Origin of the sequence: Enterococcus sp. DIV0187 (assembly GCF_051713785.1) — a bacterium.
GTDB lineage: Bacteria > Bacillota > Bacilli > Lactobacillales > Enterococcaceae > Enterococcus_A > Enterococcus_A avium.
The window spans coordinates 56,323-71,159 of sequence record NZ_JBIOQO010000001.1 but is presented as its reverse complement, the minus strand read 5'-3'; the positions used below and the strand labels follow the sequence as shown (position 1 = coordinate 71,159).

Genomic DNA, 14,837 nt, shown 5'->3' with positions numbered 1-14,837 from the left:
TTCATTTCCCTACTTTTCTAATTGCTTAACAGCTTGCATAAATTTGTCTCCGCGAATTTCAAAACTAGGATATTGATCCCAGCTTGCATTTGCAGGAGATAACAAGATACTATCTCCAACTTCACTTTGTTCATAGGCTAAAGGAACAGCCGTTTCAACATTTGAAGTCATAATAATCGTCCTAATTCCTGCTCGTTCAGCCGTCTCAGCCAATTTATCTTTCGTTTCACCAAATAGAATAATCGCTTTGACTCCCTCCAGAGATGGAATCAGTTCATCAAATCCATTTCCACGATCTAATCCACCAGCCAGCAGAATCAACTGTTCATTATTAAATCCGCTTAGCGCCATTTCTGTCGCTAAGCTGTTAGTCGCTTTAGAGTCATTGTAAAATTTACGACCATTGATTGTGGCAACGTATTGTGTACGATGAGGTACTCCATGGAAATTACTCAATGCAGTACGAATCCCATTATTGGAGACTCCTTTTAACTTCGCCACCGCAATCGCCGCCAAGGCATTCTCAATATTATGCGCACCAGGTACTCCTAGTTCAGAAGCATCCATGATTTTCTCTTCCTTGTAATATAGACCGCCATGAAGAAAATAAGCACCATTTTCAATTTTTTCTTTCGTTGAAAAAGGAACAACTTGAGCCTTCGTTTGCTTGCTCATTTTTTGTAACTCTTCTGAATTCCAGTTTAAAACTAAATAATCATCTGCTGTCATGTTTTCTTGAATTGACCACTTCGCGGCTACATAATTTTCACGTGTTTTGTGATAATCTAGATGTGCTTCATAAATATTGGTAATGACCGCAATCTGTGGCTTAAATGTTTCAATTCCCATCAATTGAAAACTAGACAATTCCATAACTATATCATCTTCAGCTGTTGCTTTAGCAGCCACTTCACTGCCGGGAAAACCAATATTACCAGCAAGATGGGCCTTTCCAGCAGTACGTTCTTGATTCAACAATAGACCGATCATGGTGGTGGTCGTCGTCTTGCCATTCGTACCAGTGATACCAACGATTGGACATTCAGCGACTTGATAAGCCAACTCCACTTCGGTCAAGATTGGAATATGCAGTTTCTCCGCTTTGGCCACTAACGGATTATCATATGGGATACCAGGATTTTTCACCATTAAAGAAAAATCTTCATCTAGCAATTCTATCGGATGATGCCCAGTAATCACCCGTACACCTTGTTCCAGTAAGCCCTGAGCCTCTGGATTTTCTTCAAAGGGTTTTCCGTCGTTGACCGTAACAAGTGCGCCCAAGTCATTCAACAACTTGGCCGCACTAAATCCACTCTTCGCTAATCCTAAGACTAATACTTTTTCGTTTTGATATTGTTTGATTTGTTTCATTTCTAGTCATCTCCTACAGTACGATCAATAACACAATGATAGATGCAATGAGCCCGATAGCCCAGAACACCGTGTCTACTTTCCACTCTGACCAGCCAGACATCTCAAAATGGTGATGTAATGGCGACATTTTAAAAACACGCTTACCTGTCATTTTAAAGGAAGTAACCTGAATAATCACGCTTGCTGTTTCAAATATATATACCAAACCAATTAGTAACAATGTCCACTCTTGATGTAAGATAATCGACACGGCCGCCAACAGCCCACCTAAAGCTAGCGATCCAACATCACCCATGAAAATTTTTGCTGGTTTTTTATTGTAAGGAAAGAAGCCTACAAGTCCGCCCGTCACAGCAAGGCAAACAATTAAAACCTCATACTGTTGTTGTTTCCAAGCAATAATCCCATATGTAGCAAATGAAATTGTTCCTAAACCAGATACCAACCCATCGATTCCATCTGTTAGATTTACCGCATTTGAAAAACCTACCAACCAAAAAATCACAAACAAGCCATAAATAATATTTAGCGGCAACTCAATGCCGAATAAATTCAAAGTATTGGGATAGCCTTCCATTCGATAGATTACATAAAAAACAATCGCGACAACCACTTGAGCAATGAATTTTTGCCTTGATGTCAACCCTTCATTTTGCTTTTTCGCCAGCTTAATGAAATCATCTAAAAATCCGATAATTCCATATAGTAATAAAACAAATACTAAAATTAATAGCGAAGTCGTCATTTTATCTGTCCATAGACTATACCAAATTGATGTGATTACAGCAGCAGCTAAAAAGCCAAGACCACCCATCGTTGGGGTACCGGCTTTTGAATTATGCCACTTCGGGCCTTCATCACGAATTTCCTGTCCTTGTTTTTTCATTCTAAAGTAGCCAATTATAAAAGGCATGCCTGCCACAGTAATCGCAAAACTACTGGCAAAAGCAATAAATAGTTGTGCCGGTTGCATGTTATTCTCTCCAGTCCTAACCTAACGTAATTTTCAATTTCTTTTTCGAGACCTCTGCATAAGGAGCAATACTTTGCTTCGTACAGTACCCATCTCCTTTGAAGCTGACATCAATATCTAACAGATTTGTTAGTTTTAAGATATCTGCTTTGGACCATCCACGGACATCCGGCATCTCTTTTTTACCATTAGTTAGTAAAATAAGATGCTCGTTCGCCATAACTTTCTCTCCTGGCTTCGCAGACTGTTCGATGACTTTATCTCCATCACCAATCACAACAGCTGTTAATCCACGTTTATTTGCATCTGCTGCTGCTTTGGATGTTGAAAGATTTCGGTAATCTTCTACCGTAACCTTCGTATTGCTTTCTTCCTCAGAAGAATCTGTTTCGGTATTTTGAAATTCCATTACACGACTTAATAGTGGATTCGCAATTTCACCCAAAATGCCTTCTTGTTTTTCTTGTGGTTGTTTCATGGTTAAATACAAAATATATTCAGGATCTTCTGAAGGAATCATCAACGCAATCGAATAGATATAATTTGTATCTCCCGTTAAGTATCTTCCATTCTCTGCAATTTGAGCTGTACCTGTTTTAGCAGAAATATGGTATCCAGGCACTTTATATTGATCGTATGCCGAACCGTAGTTTTCACTTTCAACAGTATCACGCATATATTCACGAACCTTTTGAGCAGTTTCTGCTGTGATTGGCTCTCCTACAACTTCAGGTTTCGTAATAATCTCTTTCCCTGTATCAGGATTGGAGACTTTTTCAATATAGTGAGGTTGCAGCATTTTTCCATCATTTGCTACAGCAGTAAAGCCGCGCATCATTTGGAAATTGGTTACGCCAATGGCTTGTCCGTATGAACTCATTGCTTGGTCAACGATATTGCTCGTTGGCAATGTTCCTTTAGTTTCGCCTGGCAACCCAGAATAAGTACTTTGACCAAAACCAAAGCGTTTCACATATTCAGGCCAACGGTCTCCTAGCCGCTCTTCCAATTTGACCATTCCGACATTACTTGACCAAGAAAGTGCCTGACGCATCGTTAATATTCCTTTTTTACCTAAGTCCCAGTCATTAATAGTTGCGTCAGCCACTTGGATCTTTCCTGAAACGTAACTTTCATTTTCATTAAAGATACCTTCATTGACTGCAGCTGAAGTAGTGAAAACCTTCATAGTTGACCCTGGTTCATAGCTATCTTCCACTAGGAAATTTCGCCATGCATCTTCTTCTCCCAAACCTTCTTTGGTCTCAGGATTAAAGGTTGGACGCTGAGACATCGCTAGGATATCTCCTGTTTTTGCCTGCATCAACATGGCAGTCATCTCAGTAGGTTTCGCTTCTGAGCTTACCTTATCCATTAATGTCTCTAAATAACTTTGCAACCCCGCATCTAATGTAGTATAAATGTCTTCTCCATTGACTGCCTTTTTTTCTTCCGCAATACTTCCTGGAATTGGTCGTTGATTTTCATCTTTTTGATAAACTACTTTTCCATCTTTTCCTTTTAAGACATCATCATAAGCCGCTTCAACACCCATCATGCCAACTAGTGATTCTTTTTTATCAGGTTGCGCATATCCAATAAAATGAGAAGCAAAATTTCCGTTTGGATACATCCGATCAGTATGCTCTGTAAAGTAAAGTCCTTTAACCTTATCCTTTTTCATCGCATCCTCGATGTTTTGTTTCGTTTCTTCGGAAATATTTTTACCTTTATTACCAAATTCGACTTGGTAATACTTACTAGTGCCATCACTGTTAAGTCCGCTTTTCAGCGTCTTTAAGGCTGATTTTTCCTTGATTCCTAAATACTTGTTTAATATAGAAGCTAAATCATCGAAGTTCTTTTCTTGAGCATAAAGTTTCTCATTTCCATTTACATAGCTCTCTGAAAGAATCGCGTAAATCGAGTAAGATGTCGCATCTTCGGCAATTACCTCACCATTTCGATCAAAGATTGTGCCACGTTTGGCTTTTACTACCTCACCACCATGATATAATTCTTCAGTTTTAACCTTTAAAGAGGTTCCAGCTACGTGACCACCTGCTACTACATAGATCATGCGAACGGCAAATAAAAAGAACAATCCAATACTCGTAGCAAACAAAATAACGCCTACTTTTTTGCGATTGTTCATCGGAGTCAAATTCTTTTTTCGGATTTTTCTTTTTAGCCTTTTAAAGCTCATTTACTTCACTTTCCTTAAATTGTCGTCATTGATTGAAAGTCCAGCTTTTTCAGCAATTTCTTTTAGACGATCAGAACGAGACAATTCGCTCTTTTCTTGCTGCAATTGTGTCGCTGTTTTTTCTTTTGCATCAATGTCAGTTTGAATACTTGTAATTTCATTTTGTGTTTTGCTGATTTCATTACGATAATTGACCATCACAACCGATAAGCCAATCAACATCACTAAGAAGGCTAACACGGCGAATTTTTCTACCCACGTGATTTTTTTTAAACGATCACCAGGAGAAACGAAGACTTTAAAAGAATCTGGCGTTTGATGAATTTCTTCTTGCTGAGAATCAAATTGAAACGGTTGGTTATTTTTTAATTCTGCCATAATTCCTATCCTTTCTTCATTTTCTCAGCGATTCGCAATTTTGCACTTCTCGCGCGATTATTATCCTGCAATTCCTCTTCAGAAGGAATAATGGGTTTTCGATTTACTAATTTCAAAATCGGTTGAAAATCCTCTGGTACCATAGGTAAACCAGGAGGCATATCCTTTGGTGCACTGAATTCTTTAAATATTGTTTTTACGATCCGATCTTCTAACGAGTGAAATGTGATGACACTCACTCTTCCACCAATTGCTAGCATGTCGATCGCCTGCTCTAAGGAACTTTCAATCGCTCCTAATTCATCATTCACAGCAATGCGAATGGCTTGGAAGACACGCTTAGCAGGATGCCCGCCCTTTCGACGTGCTGGAGCTGGAATAGCCTCCTTAATCAAATCTACTAATTCACCAGTAGTTTCAATTGGCTTAACTTCGCGCCTGCGCTCAATCAAACGAGCGATCTGTTTGGAGAATTTCTCCTCGCCATAGCGGAAGAAAATTTTTACTAATTCATGGTAAGAATATTCATTTACAACTTGATAAGCACTTAATGATGCATCTTGATCCATTCGCATATCTAATGGTGCATCTTGGTGGTAACTAAATCCACGTTCCGCCTCATCCAATTGAGGTGAAGAAACTCCTAGATCGTATAAAATCCCATCAACTTCTGTCACACCAAAGCGCTGCAGTTCAGCTGTAAGTTCTCTAAAGTTAGCTTTAACAAAGGTCACTTGTTTTTTTGCGACATATTCAGCTAGACGAATTTTCGCGTTTTCAATTGCCTTTTGATCTTGATCAAAAGCATAAAGATGTCCATCATTGTTTAACTGCCTCAGTAAATACTCACTGTGCCCAGCCCCACCTAATGTACAATCAACATAAACACCGTCTGGTTTGATTGCTAAACCATCAACTGTCTCATGAAGTAAAACGGTTGTATGTTGAAAGTCTGTCATTGATAATCCTCTTCTCTAAAATCCAAAATCGACCATTGTTTCTGCAATGTCATCAAAACTATCTTCAGTTTCTTTTGTAAATTCATTCCAGCGTGCTTGATCCCATATTTCGATCCGATTGGCAACGCCAATAATCACGCATTCTTTCTCAAGTGAGGCATGATTACGTAAAGACACGGGGATATTAATCCGTCCTTGCTTATCAATCTCACACTCAGTTGCTGCGGAGTAAAAGAAACGTACAAATGCACGCGCATCTTTCTTAGAAAGTGGCATCTCATTCAATTTAGTCTCTAATTGGTTCCATTCGGGTAATGTGTATCCAAACAAGCAGCCATCCATACCACGGGTGACTACAAATTTCTCGCCTAATTGTTCACGTAATTTTGATGGCACGATCAAACGACCTTTCGCATCAATATTATGTTGAAATTCGCCCATGAACATCTAGACTCCACCCCTTTTTACCACCGCATGAGATTAGTCTACCACAATCCCCCACAATCTACCACACTTTGTAAAAAACAAAAATAACACTTTTTTGACCTTTACTAACCATTGTGTTTTTTCAAGGGTTTTACGGATAATCAGGAGTTTTTTAAAAGTTTTTTTAGTTTATAATGCATTAATAACACTGACAATAATCAAAATAAAATAGACTAAAAATGATAATAAAAAGGTTAAGCGCCAAAACATTTTAAAGAAGCGACCATACATGATTTCACGATAGCGATAGGCTTGGAAGACGACTACGCTAATACCCAATAATAGAATAGTTAATAAAAAATATGGTAAAATCGAAAACGTGCTAATACTTTTTGATATTTCGTGCATTCCGACAATCAAAAATGGTATCGTAATGTCTGGTGTTTTTAAATTGAAGCGTTGTTTTAATTTGAAAGTTGTCACGATATAATCAGACGCTAAAAAGACGATTATCGGGAAAATGTACCATAACAATAAAATTGGTGAAAATGATGCCAACAAATACAGTCCTTCCTCTTCAAACTACTACCCTCACTATACTGCATTATCGTTACATTCGTGTTTCAATTCATTTAAAATATAAAGGATTTAGCAAGTTTTAACAATTGAATTCGCAATATCGACGCGAAAAGATTTCTTAGTATTTTTTAAAAGTTTTTTTGGTTGATTGCGGAGTTTTGAAAAATGAAGTATGATGATTTTGAAGTTTTTTTGAGGGATGGTGACATCATGAATAACAAAAAATCCACGAGCACATTTTCTAAAGTTACTAAAGTTGTTATTTGGACTATGTTAATTTTAACAATTGGATCATTAGTTTTGAGTAGTCTGTTAAGTATTATGTAAGCAAATAGCCGGAGCATTTGCTCCGGCTATTTTTTTGCTAACTGTAATAATTCCTTTGCATGTTTAACAGTTAAATCCGTAATTTCAGTTCCTGCTAACATACGGGCGATTTCTTCTGTACGGTCTTGCTCAGTTAGCTCCTCCACTTTAGTCAATGTTCGTCCATCTACTACTTCTTTGCGAATAAACAGCTGATGATCAGCTTTAGCAGCTACTTGAGGCAAATGGGTGATACAAAGCGCTTGAGAATTTTGTCCGATTTGATAAATCTTGTCTGCGATCGCCTGAGCCACTCTACCACTGACCCCCGTGTCTACTTCATCAAACACAATACTGGTCAACCCTTGTGTTTTTGAGAAAATCGTCTTCAACGCCAACATGACTCGTGAGATTTCTCCACCTGATGCCACTTTAACTAACGGCTTCAATGGTTCACCAGGATTCGTCGTAATAAAGAATTCTACTTCATCAATGCCTTCAGGACTAAATCCTGCTTCTTTAAAACGTACTTCAAAACGGGCATTCTCCATATAAAGATCCTTCAACTCAGTTTGAATAGCCGCTTCCAGTTTCTTCGCCATTTCCTGTCGAGCTGTTCGCAGCTTTTCCGCTAATTTTAGCAATTTACTTTCTTTAACTGCTAATTCCTTTTCTAGTTTTTCCAATTTATCTCCAGAAAAATCTGAATCTAGAAGCTCTTGGCTTATTCGCTCGTAATAGCTCAAAATGCTTTCTATCGAATCACCATATTTGCGTTTCAATTGATGAATCAATTCCAGTCGCTCATTAACCAAATCTAAACGTTCTTCATCAAGCTCTAACAGATCCAGCTGGCGACCAATTTCGCTAACAGCATCTTGCAAAAGATAGTATGCGCTATGCACATTATCAGAAATGTTTTCATAATCTTTATCTAGAGAGGCAATTGTTTGCAATTCTTGACTAGCTGACCCAATAGCGTCAAGGGAACTTGTCTCCTCATTCGTCATTGCTTGATAGCTATAGGAAAGACTGTCAACGATTTTTTGATAATTGGTGAGTTTGTCACGTTCTTCCATTAGCTTTTCTTCCTCGCCCAGAGTTAGTTCAGCGTTACCGATTTCTTCTTGCTGGAAGGTCAACATATCGATCCGTTGAACAAAGGACTGCTCGTTTTGCTTAAATTTCTTAACCTGTTTGGCTAAGGTAACATACTCTCGGTAAGCGATTTGGTAGGTCGTTTTAATTTCTTGAAATGCTGAATCACCAAAACTATCTAAAAGACGTAAATGGGATTCTGGATGCATCAGTTCTTGATGGTCATTTTGTCCTTGAATATCTACTAGAAATTGTCCGATTCTACGTAGATTTGCGAGAGTTACGATTCTGCCATTGACACGTGACACACTTTTTCCTGAACTATTCAAATCTCGCTGAACAATCAATCCAGCCTCATCAACCTCAATTCCAAGCTCTTCCATCAATTCTTGAAAGTCCGATTGTTTTGGCAAATCAAAAAGTCCTTCGACTAGACATTTATCACTGCCTTGGCGAATATATTCAATCGACGAGCGAGCTCCTGCCAGTAAGCTCACTGCATCAATTATGATCGATTTTCCGGCTCCAGTTTCACCTGTTAACGCAGTCATTCCATCAGTGAAGCTCAAATGTAACGAAGAAATGATCGCAAAATTTTTAATTGTCAATTCCTGTAACATTCTGCCTATTCCCCTTTTAATGAGTCATACTAATTATTTTGACTTTTTTCAGCGATGTCTTGCTTAATACGTCTAGCGTCCTCTTCTGTCCGTGCAATCATCAAAACGCCGTCATCATCATTCAAAGTCGTAAATAAAACTTTTGTGAATTGTTTTTCTAATAAATTTGCACACGCCGAAGCATTTCCAGGTAATGTTTTCACATTAACAAATTTCTCCATTTGATCGACGGATATCACCGCTTCTTTTAATAAATCAGCAAGTTTTTCGTTCACATCTTCTTGTTCTTTACGCGGCATGCTGTAGCGATAACCACCATTTTGTGCTGGTACTTTGATCAGTTTCATTTCCTTAATATCACGTGAGATTGTGGCCTGTGTTACCGTCACTCCTTGTTGTGCAAGGATCGCCACAAAATCTTCTTGTTTCTTTACATCATATTCACTTAGTAACTGTGTGATGATACGATGCCGTTCTTGTTTTCGCATTCCCTCTCCTCCAGACTACTTATCTAATTGCTGATGGGCCTCTGAGACAATATTTGTTAGATCAATTTTTGGATTTAAGCTACCTCTTTCGGGCACTTTTTTCAAATGGGCAAGGAATTCGATATTGCCCTCACCTCCAGTAATTGGAGAGAACGTTAATTCTTGCACATTAAAGCCGTGAGTCATTGCGAAATCGGTAATATCTTCTAATACCATCAAATGTGTTTTTGGATCTTTAATGATCCCTTTTTTTCCGACATATTCTTTTCCCGCCTCAAATTGAGGTTTAATTAGCGCCACGACATCGCCATCATCAGTCAAAATGTCATGAAGCGGAGGTAAAATTAATTTTAAGGAGATAAAGGAAACATCAATTGTCGCAAAATTGGGCTGTCCTTCTTCAAAGTCTGCTAATTTTGAATAACGGAAGTTTGTCCGTTCCATCACCACTACGCGTTCATCTTGTCGCAATTTCCAAGCCAACTGATTGTAGCCGACATCTAGTGCATAACTCAATGCGGCACCATTTTGTAATGCTACATCGGTGAAGCCGCCCGTTGAGGAACCAATGTCCAGCAGAATTTTCTGATTCATATCAACGTCAAAAGTCTTTAGTGCTTTTTCTAATTTTAGTCCGCCACGAGAAACATACGCTAAACTTTGACCTTTTATTTGTAGAATGGTTTCAATTGAAATTTTTTCGCCTGGTTTGTCCAAACGTTCATTTTTCTGGTCATAAACTAACCCAGCCATAACGCCACGTTTGGCCTTTTCTCTAGTTTCAAAAAGACCTTGATTAAAAGCCAACACATCGACACGTTCTTTTTTCATAGTTATTTCCTACTTCATTATAGTTTTATTTTGTAAGTGCAAATAGCCCAAGTAACTCTTGGAAAATTCGTGGTTGAAAATCAGTGGCCTTTGCTAGTTGCTGTACAACTATTTCTGCTTGCTTCAATTCATCTGTCAGTGCCTTTTTTGCACCTTCCAATCCAAGTAAAGCCGGATAAGTACTTTTATCTAATTTCTCATCTTGACCTACTTTTTTTCCTAGCTCCTTGGTAGTTCCGACAACATCTAACAAATCATCGCGAATTTGGAAGGCCAAACCGATGTGATTCCCAAGCTTTTCAAGCAGTTCAATCACATATTCGGTTTGATTGGCTAAAATGCCACCCGCAACGAAAGCATAAGTTAAAAGTGCTCCAGTCTTTCCGCGATGGATCGCCTTTAACTCATTTAGCGCTACGTGTTGTTTCTCGGCTGCCATGTCGCCTGCTTGACCAGCTACCATCCCGCCGCTTCCTGCTGCTTTTGCCAAAAGCTGGATCAACAGAACATTCTCTGTTGGACTCAAGATAGTTTCACTAACCAGTTGAAAGGCACCAGTCAAAAGTCCATCACCAGCCAAAATCGCTAAGGCTTCACCAAAGACTTTATGATTGGTGGGTTTTCCACGTCTCAAATCATCATTATCCATCGCTGGCAAATCATCATGAATCAGTGAATAGGTATGAATCATCTCTAATGCTCCGGCGGTTTGATAAACAGGGGCTGTTAACTCTTTCTGAAATGCCTGAACAGTCGCTAATACAATGAGCGGCCGAATCCTTTTTCCGCCTGCTTCGATGGAATAAAGCATGCTCTTTTTCAACTCTTCATGTACAGTGCTAGTAGTAATGAAGTCAACGATCTCTTTTTCAACCTTTGGTAGCTCTTCAGCAGAAAGCTGCTGCAACATTAGGCTTCCTCCTCACCTGTAAAAGGCACTTCTTCATCTTCACTCATCATTTTAGTCAGTGTTTTTTCTGCTTTTGTTAACGTATCTTGACATTGCTTACTCAAAACCATTCCTTTTTGAAACGCTTCTAGTGCTTCTTCTAAAGGTACATCGCCACGCTCTAACTGCGTAACAATGGTTTCTAATTGCGTAATTGATTCTTCAAAGGTTGTATTTTCCATTACTCTTCTCCTTTTTCAATTTTTAAAATCGCGGCTTTAACCGTACCATCAACAAAATGAACGGTCATCTCTTTTTCCTGCAAATCATTTACTGAACGAACGACTTGCTCATCTTGGGTCGTATAGGTGAATCCCCGACCCATTGTTTTCAATGGACTTAGTAAATCCAATGAAGTGATAGCCTGCTGCACTCGCCGTTGTTGTTTTTCCAAATAGCCTTGCATTTGCTGCTGTAAACGTTCTTGCAGGTAGGTCATTTGCTGTTGAGCCTGTCTGACACGATTGATGGGATTAGCTTGGGCCAAACGATTACTATATTGCATTAGTTCTCGTTCTCGCTGATTCACCAAAACAGTCATGTTTTGGTGTAATTGTTGCGTTAAGCGATCCAATTGTATACTTTGCGCTTCATATAAACGGTTAGGCTGTCTAAAAATATATGATTGCTGCAAACGTTCAAACCGTTCTTTTTTTCGTTGCAATTGATGCAAGAAGGCCTGTTCTAAACGTGCCTGCTTTTCTTTAATTCGCAGAATTTCCTCTGATAAGACAGGAACTGCTAATTCCGCAGCTGCCGTTGGCGTTGCTGCACGCACATCAGCAACTAAATCCGCAATCGTTGTGTCCGTCTCATGCCCTACAGAGGAAATAATTGGTATTGGCGAAGCTGCAATCGCCCGCGCCACACTTTCTTCATTGAAAGGCCACAAATCTTCAATAGAACCACCGCCACGACCGATGATCATCGTATCAAAATCCATTGCTTCGGCTTTTTTGATATTTTTAACAATATCAACCGCCGCTTTGTCCCCCTGTACTAGAGTTGGGAAAAGAACCAACTGAGTAATTGGGTATCGGCGTTTGACAGTCGTGATGATATCGCGAATGACTGCACCACTTGGACTAGTGATCACCGCAATTCGTTTCGGATAACGCGGCAAAGTTTTCTTTGGCTGTGAGAACAATCCTTCTTTGTTTAATTTTTCTCGTAGTTCTGCTAAAGCTTGGTATAGTGCGCCAACACCATCAGGCTCCATGTGGTCAATATATATTTGATAATTACCGCTGGCTTCATACAATGCCACACGACCGACTACCAGCACTTTCATGCCTTCCTTTGGTGTGAATTTCAGTTTTTGAAAAGCTCCTTTGAACATGATTGCACTGATTTTGGAACGCTCATCTTTTAAACTGAAATATTGATGACTATTTGCCCGCATGCGAAAGTTGGAAATTTCTCCGGTCAAATAGACCCGCTCTAAATAGGGGTCTACGTCGAATTTTCGTTTGATGTATTTGTTTAATGCACTGACAGTTAAATACTCTTGTGCCATTTGAACACCTCTTTGCTATTCGTGATCTAATACTTGGCGTTCGCAGCATTCCACGGTTTGCTGCATCAGCATCGTAATGGTCATAGGACCGACACCGCCAGGGACAGGTGTAATGTAGCTGGCGATCGGTTCAACCTCATCAAATTTCACATCACCGATCAGTTTCCCATCCTCATTTCGATTCATACCGACATCGATAACGACAGCTCCTGGTTTGATGAATTCTTTCGTTACAAAGTGGCCTCTGCCGATTGCTACAACCAGAATATCTGCTTTGCTAGCAACTTTGGCTAAGTCTTCTGTTTTAGAATGTGTCAGAGTCACTGTTGCATCTGCACCTAAAAGTAAGATTGCCATTGGTTTGCCCACGATGTTGCTGCGACCGATCACCACTGCTTGTTTACCCGCTAATGGGATATTGTATTCCTCAAACATTTTCATGATGCCATACGGGGTGCAAGGAATTGTGTGAGGCATTCCAGCAAATAGACGTCCCATGTTCATTGGATGGAAACCATCGACGTCCTTTAACGGATTGATTGCCAGTAAAACTTTCTCTTCATCAATGTGTTCTGGTAAGGGCAATTGAACCAAAATGCCATGGAATTCAGTTGATTGGTTAAAGTAGTTGATTTCTTTGATCAGCTCTGCTTCGGTGATGGTTTCTGGATATCTTTTGACTTCAGAGTGTATACCGATTTTCTTTGCTGCACGTTCTTTGTTTCTAACATAGATTTGACTAGCGGGGTTTTCTCCGACTAATAACACGACTAACCCTGGATGGATACCCTTTGCTGCTAATGTCTCAACTTGCTGTGCTGTCTCCTGTTGAAGCTTTTCTGCCAATTCTTTACCATTAATAAGTTGTGCCACGTTCATTCCCCGCTTCTTTCTTTTCTATAGTTTAAATGAAGCTGGGAAAAATAGCTCTATTAGCTATTTGCCCCAGCTTCATCGATCTCTTTCATTACATTAGATAAGATTCCATTAACGAACTTTCTTGATTGATCATCGCTGAAAGTTTTGGCTAACTCGATGGCTTCATTTAGAACCACTCGGTTAGGTACTTGCGTGTTGTATAACATCTCATAAATACCTAGTCGCAAGATAATCAAATCCATTTTAGCAATTCGTTGAATCGACCAGTTAGAACGTAAATGTTTTTGAATAATTTTATCTAGTTCTGCTTGATGTTCAACGACTCCGCCAACTAATTCATCAAGATAGACTGGAACAAATGCGTCTTCATCTTCACTGACAATCTCTTGTTGGTCAATACTTAATGCATGGTTGATGGCGTCTTTTTTTGTTAATTCTTGATTAAAATCCAACGGAAACAGTGCCTGCAAGGCCTTTTCTCGAATCTCGTGACGTGATAATTCTTTACTCATTATTTTCCTCTTCATCATTGAATAGTTCTTCTAAAGTTGGTTGCTCTAGTTTTTCAGCCACAACGCCGACTACGTGGATATTTACTTCACTTAAGGCAACATCTGTCATAAATAAAACTTGCTGTTTCACGCGCTCTTGCATGGCCATAGCCACTTTAGGTACCGAAGTGCCATAGTCAAAATAAGAATAAATATCGACTTTCAATCCGTCTTCGTCATTTTTGAGATAAACACCTTTACCGTGAGCTGCTTTACCAAGTAATTCTGTCACATTGCTAGCTAATGAGCCGCGCATGCCGTAAACTCCGTCAACTTTAGAAGCCGCGATGCCGATAATTACTTCGATTACTTCTGGTGCAATGATAATTTCCCCAAGTTCCGGGCTCTCGCCTAAAACTAAATTCTTTTCATCTGCCATCTTACTCTCTCCTTACTCCTGCTAAATGTAATTATTTTTCCTGCCAGAAAAATAAGTCTGATGTTCGTACCGTATATCATTCTGTTATACTGGGTTATTCTTTGCTCTATTTTTGAATGGCGAGTTATGCTTTTCTAATTTTTGATTCTGCGAAAAACAGAACTGACATCCTTACTCCTGCTAAATGTAATTATTTTTCTTACCAGAAAAATAAGTCTGATGTTCGTGCCGTATATCATTCTGTTATACTGGGTTATTCTTTGCTCTATTTTTGAATGGCGAGTTATGTTTTTCTAACTTTTGATTCTGCGAAAAACAGAAC

17 protein-coding genes are annotated in these 14,837 nt (G+C 39.2%); 1 reads left to right on the top strand and 16 read right to left on the bottom strand.

Annotated elements, in window-relative coordinates:
• Window positions 1–9: 9 nt before the first annotated feature.
• The 7 genes from murD to IGI52_RS00365 form a co-directional block, all read right to left on the bottom strand.
• The gene (murD, locus tag IGI52_RS00395) at window positions 10–1,374 is read right to left on the bottom strand and encodes a UDP-N-acetylmuramoyl-L-alanine--D-glutamate ligase (protein ID WP_102872563.1); all 1,365 of its coding nucleotides are present in this window, start codon (window positions 1,372–1,374) and stop codon (window positions 10–12) included.
• Between the two features lie 13 nt (window positions 1,375–1,387).
• Window positions 1,388–2,350 (bottom strand): phospho-N-acetylmuramoyl-pentapeptide-transferase, encoded by a 963-nt coding sequence (gene mraY / locus IGI52_RS00390; protein ID WP_438780091.1) that lies wholly within the window; start codon window positions 2,348–2,350, stop codon window positions 1,388–1,390.
• Between the two features lie 16 nt (window positions 2,351–2,366).
• The gene (locus tag IGI52_RS00385) at window positions 2,367–4,556 is read right to left on the bottom strand and encodes a penicillin-binding transpeptidase domain-containing protein (protein ID WP_070558415.1); all 2,190 of its coding nucleotides are present in this window, start codon (window positions 4,554–4,556) and stop codon (window positions 2,367–2,369) included.
• Window positions 4,557–4,934 (bottom strand): cell division protein FtsL, encoded by a 378-nt coding sequence (gene ftsL, locus IGI52_RS00380; RefSeq protein ID WP_137440068.1) that lies wholly within the window; start codon window positions 4,932–4,934, stop codon window positions 4,557–4,559.
• Window positions 4,935–4,939: 5 nt separating this feature from the next.
• Window positions 4,940–5,893 carry a 16S rRNA (cytosine(1402)-N(4))-methyltransferase RsmH gene (gene rsmH / locus IGI52_RS00375; RefSeq protein ID WP_438780090.1) on the bottom strand — a complete coding sequence of 318 codons (954 nt, stop codon included), beginning with the start codon at window positions 5,891–5,893 and terminating at the stop codon, window positions 4,940–4,942.
• A gap of 15 nt (window positions 5,894–5,908) precedes the next feature.
• The gene (gene mraZ / locus IGI52_RS00370; protein WP_016180546.1) at window positions 5,909–6,340 is read right to left on the bottom strand and encodes a division/cell wall cluster transcriptional repressor MraZ; all 432 of its coding nucleotides are present in this window, start codon (window positions 6,338–6,340) and stop codon (window positions 5,909–5,911) included.
• 168 nt (window positions 6,341–6,508) lie between these two features.
• Window positions 6,509–6,880 carry a DUF3397 domain-containing protein gene (locus tag IGI52_RS00365; RefSeq protein WP_016180545.1) on the bottom strand — a complete coding sequence of 124 codons (372 nt, stop codon included), beginning with the start codon at window positions 6,878–6,880 and terminating at the stop codon, window positions 6,509–6,511.
• A gap of 228 nt (window positions 6,881–7,108) precedes the next feature.
• On the opposite strand from IGI52_RS00365, the gene IGI52_RS00360 reads away from it, so the two are divergent.
• Window positions 7,109–7,225, top strand: a complete 117-nt coding sequence (locus IGI52_RS00360) for a DUF4044 domain-containing protein (RefSeq protein WP_010745911.1) — start codon at window positions 7,109–7,111, stop codon at window positions 7,223–7,225.
• A 26-nt stretch (window positions 7,226–7,251) separates the two neighbouring features.
• On the opposite strand, the gene recN is transcribed toward IGI52_RS00360, so the two are convergent.
• From recN to IGI52_RS00315, 9 genes are read right to left on the bottom strand one after another with little or no spacing between them, the layout of a single operon-like run.
• Window positions 7,252–8,922: a DNA repair protein RecN gene (gene recN, locus IGI52_RS00355; protein WP_016180543.1), complete on the bottom strand. Its 1,671-nt coding sequence runs from the start codon at window positions 8,920–8,922 to the stop codon at window positions 7,252–7,254.
• A 29-nt stretch (window positions 8,923–8,951) separates the two neighbouring features.
• Entirely contained in the window at window positions 8,952–9,410 is a 459-nt protein-coding gene (locus IGI52_RS00350; RefSeq protein ID WP_016180542.1) for an arginine repressor, read from the bottom strand.
• A gap of 15 nt (window positions 9,411–9,425) precedes the next feature.
• Window positions 9,426–10,241 (bottom strand): TlyA family RNA methyltransferase, encoded by an 816-nt coding sequence (locus tag IGI52_RS00345; protein ID WP_016180541.1) that lies wholly within the window; start codon window positions 10,239–10,241, stop codon window positions 9,426–9,428.
• A gap of 25 nt (window positions 10,242–10,266) precedes the next feature.
• On the bottom strand, window positions 10,267–11,151 hold the full coding sequence (locus IGI52_RS00340; RefSeq protein ID WP_438780089.1) for a polyprenyl synthetase family protein: 885 nt from the start codon (window positions 11,149–11,151) through the stop codon (window positions 10,267–10,269).
• Window positions 11,151–11,372, bottom strand: coding sequence for an exodeoxyribonuclease VII small subunit (locus IGI52_RS00335; protein ID WP_016180539.1), 222 nt, complete (start codon window positions 11,370–11,372; stop codon window positions 11,151–11,153). Before IGI52_RS00335 ends, IGI52_RS00340 begins: the two co-directional genes overlap by 1 nt.
• Window positions 11,372–12,706, bottom strand: coding sequence for an exodeoxyribonuclease VII large subunit (gene xseA, locus IGI52_RS00330; RefSeq protein ID WP_438780088.1), 1,335 nt, complete (start codon window positions 12,704–12,706; stop codon window positions 11,372–11,374). The genes IGI52_RS00335 and xseA overlap by 1 nt, the downstream gene beginning before the upstream one ends.
• Window positions 12,707–12,721: 15 nt before the next feature.
• Complete coding sequence (locus tag IGI52_RS00325) at window positions 12,722–13,579, bottom strand: bifunctional methylenetetrahydrofolate dehydrogenase/methenyltetrahydrofolate cyclohydrolase (protein WP_438780087.1); 858 nt, start codon at window positions 13,577–13,579, stop codon at window positions 12,722–12,724.
• A gap of 59 nt (window positions 13,580–13,638) precedes the next feature.
• The gene (nusB, locus tag IGI52_RS00320; RefSeq protein WP_016180536.1) at window positions 13,639–14,097 is read right to left on the bottom strand and encodes a transcription antitermination factor NusB; all 459 of its coding nucleotides are present in this window, start codon (window positions 14,095–14,097) and stop codon (window positions 13,639–13,641) included.
• Complete coding sequence (locus tag IGI52_RS00315) at window positions 14,090–14,515, bottom strand: Asp23/Gls24 family envelope stress response protein (RefSeq protein ID WP_016180535.1); 426 nt, start codon at window positions 14,513–14,515, stop codon at window positions 14,090–14,092. Before IGI52_RS00315 ends, nusB begins: the two co-directional genes overlap by 8 nt.
• Window positions 14,516–14,837 lie beyond the last annotated feature (322 nt).

What these genes read in the sequence shown, in the direction of transcription:
- mraY (WP_438780091.1), bottom strand. Translation starts at nt 2,350, where the DNA reads ATGCAACCGGCACAACTATTTATTGCTTTTGCCAGTAGTTTTGCGATT.
- IGI52_RS00350 (WP_016180542.1), bottom strand. Translation starts at nt 9,410, where the DNA reads ATGCGAAAACAAGAACGGCATCGTATCATCACACAGTTACTAAGTGAA.
- murD (WP_102872563.1), bottom strand. Translation starts at nt 1,374, where the DNA reads ATGAAACAAATCAAACAATATCAAAACGAAAAAGTATTAGTCTTAGGA.
- xseA (WP_438780088.1), bottom strand. Translation starts at nt 12,706, where the DNA reads ATGGCACAAGAGTATTTAACTGTCAGTGCATTAAACAAATACATCAAA.
- mraZ (WP_016180546.1), bottom strand. Translation starts at nt 6,340, where the DNA reads ATGTTCATGGGCGAATTTCAACATAATATTGATGCGAAAGGTCGTTTG.
- IGI52_RS00335 (WP_016180539.1), bottom strand. Translation starts at nt 11,372, where the DNA reads ATGGAAAATACAACCTTTGAAGAATCAATTACGCAATTAGAAACCATT.
- IGI52_RS00315 (WP_016180535.1), bottom strand. Translation starts at nt 14,515, where the DNA reads ATGGCAGATGAAAAGAATTTAGTTTTAGGCGAGAGCCCGGAACTTGGG.
- rsmH (WP_438780090.1), bottom strand. Translation starts at nt 5,893, where the DNA reads ATGACAGACTTTCAACATACAACCGTTTTACTTCATGAGACAGTTGAT.
- IGI52_RS00385 (WP_070558415.1), bottom strand. Translation starts at nt 4,556, where the DNA reads ATGAGCTTTAAAAGGCTAAAAAGAAAAATCCGAAAAAAGAATTTGACT.
- IGI52_RS00345 (WP_016180541.1), bottom strand. Translation starts at nt 10,241, where the DNA reads ATGAAAAAAGAACGTGTCGATGTGTTGGCTTTTAATCAAGGTCTTTTT.
- ftsL (WP_137440068.1), bottom strand. Translation starts at nt 4,934, where the DNA reads ATGGCAGAATTAAAAAATAACCAACCGTTTCAATTTGATTCTCAGCAA.
- IGI52_RS00360 (WP_010745911.1), top strand. Translation starts at nt 7,109, where the DNA reads ATGAATAACAAAAAATCCACGAGCACATTTTCTAAAGTTACTAAAGTT.
- nusB (WP_016180536.1), bottom strand. Translation starts at nt 14,097, where the DNA reads ATGAGTAAAGAATTATCACGTCACGAGATTCGAGAAAAGGCCTTGCAG.
- IGI52_RS00340 (WP_438780089.1), bottom strand. Translation starts at nt 11,151, where the DNA reads ATGTTGCAGCAGCTTTCTGCTGAAGAGCTACCAAAGGTTGAAAAAGAG.
- recN (WP_016180543.1), bottom strand. Translation starts at nt 8,922, where the DNA reads ATGTTACAGGAATTGACAATTAAAAATTTTGCGATCATTTCTTCGTTA.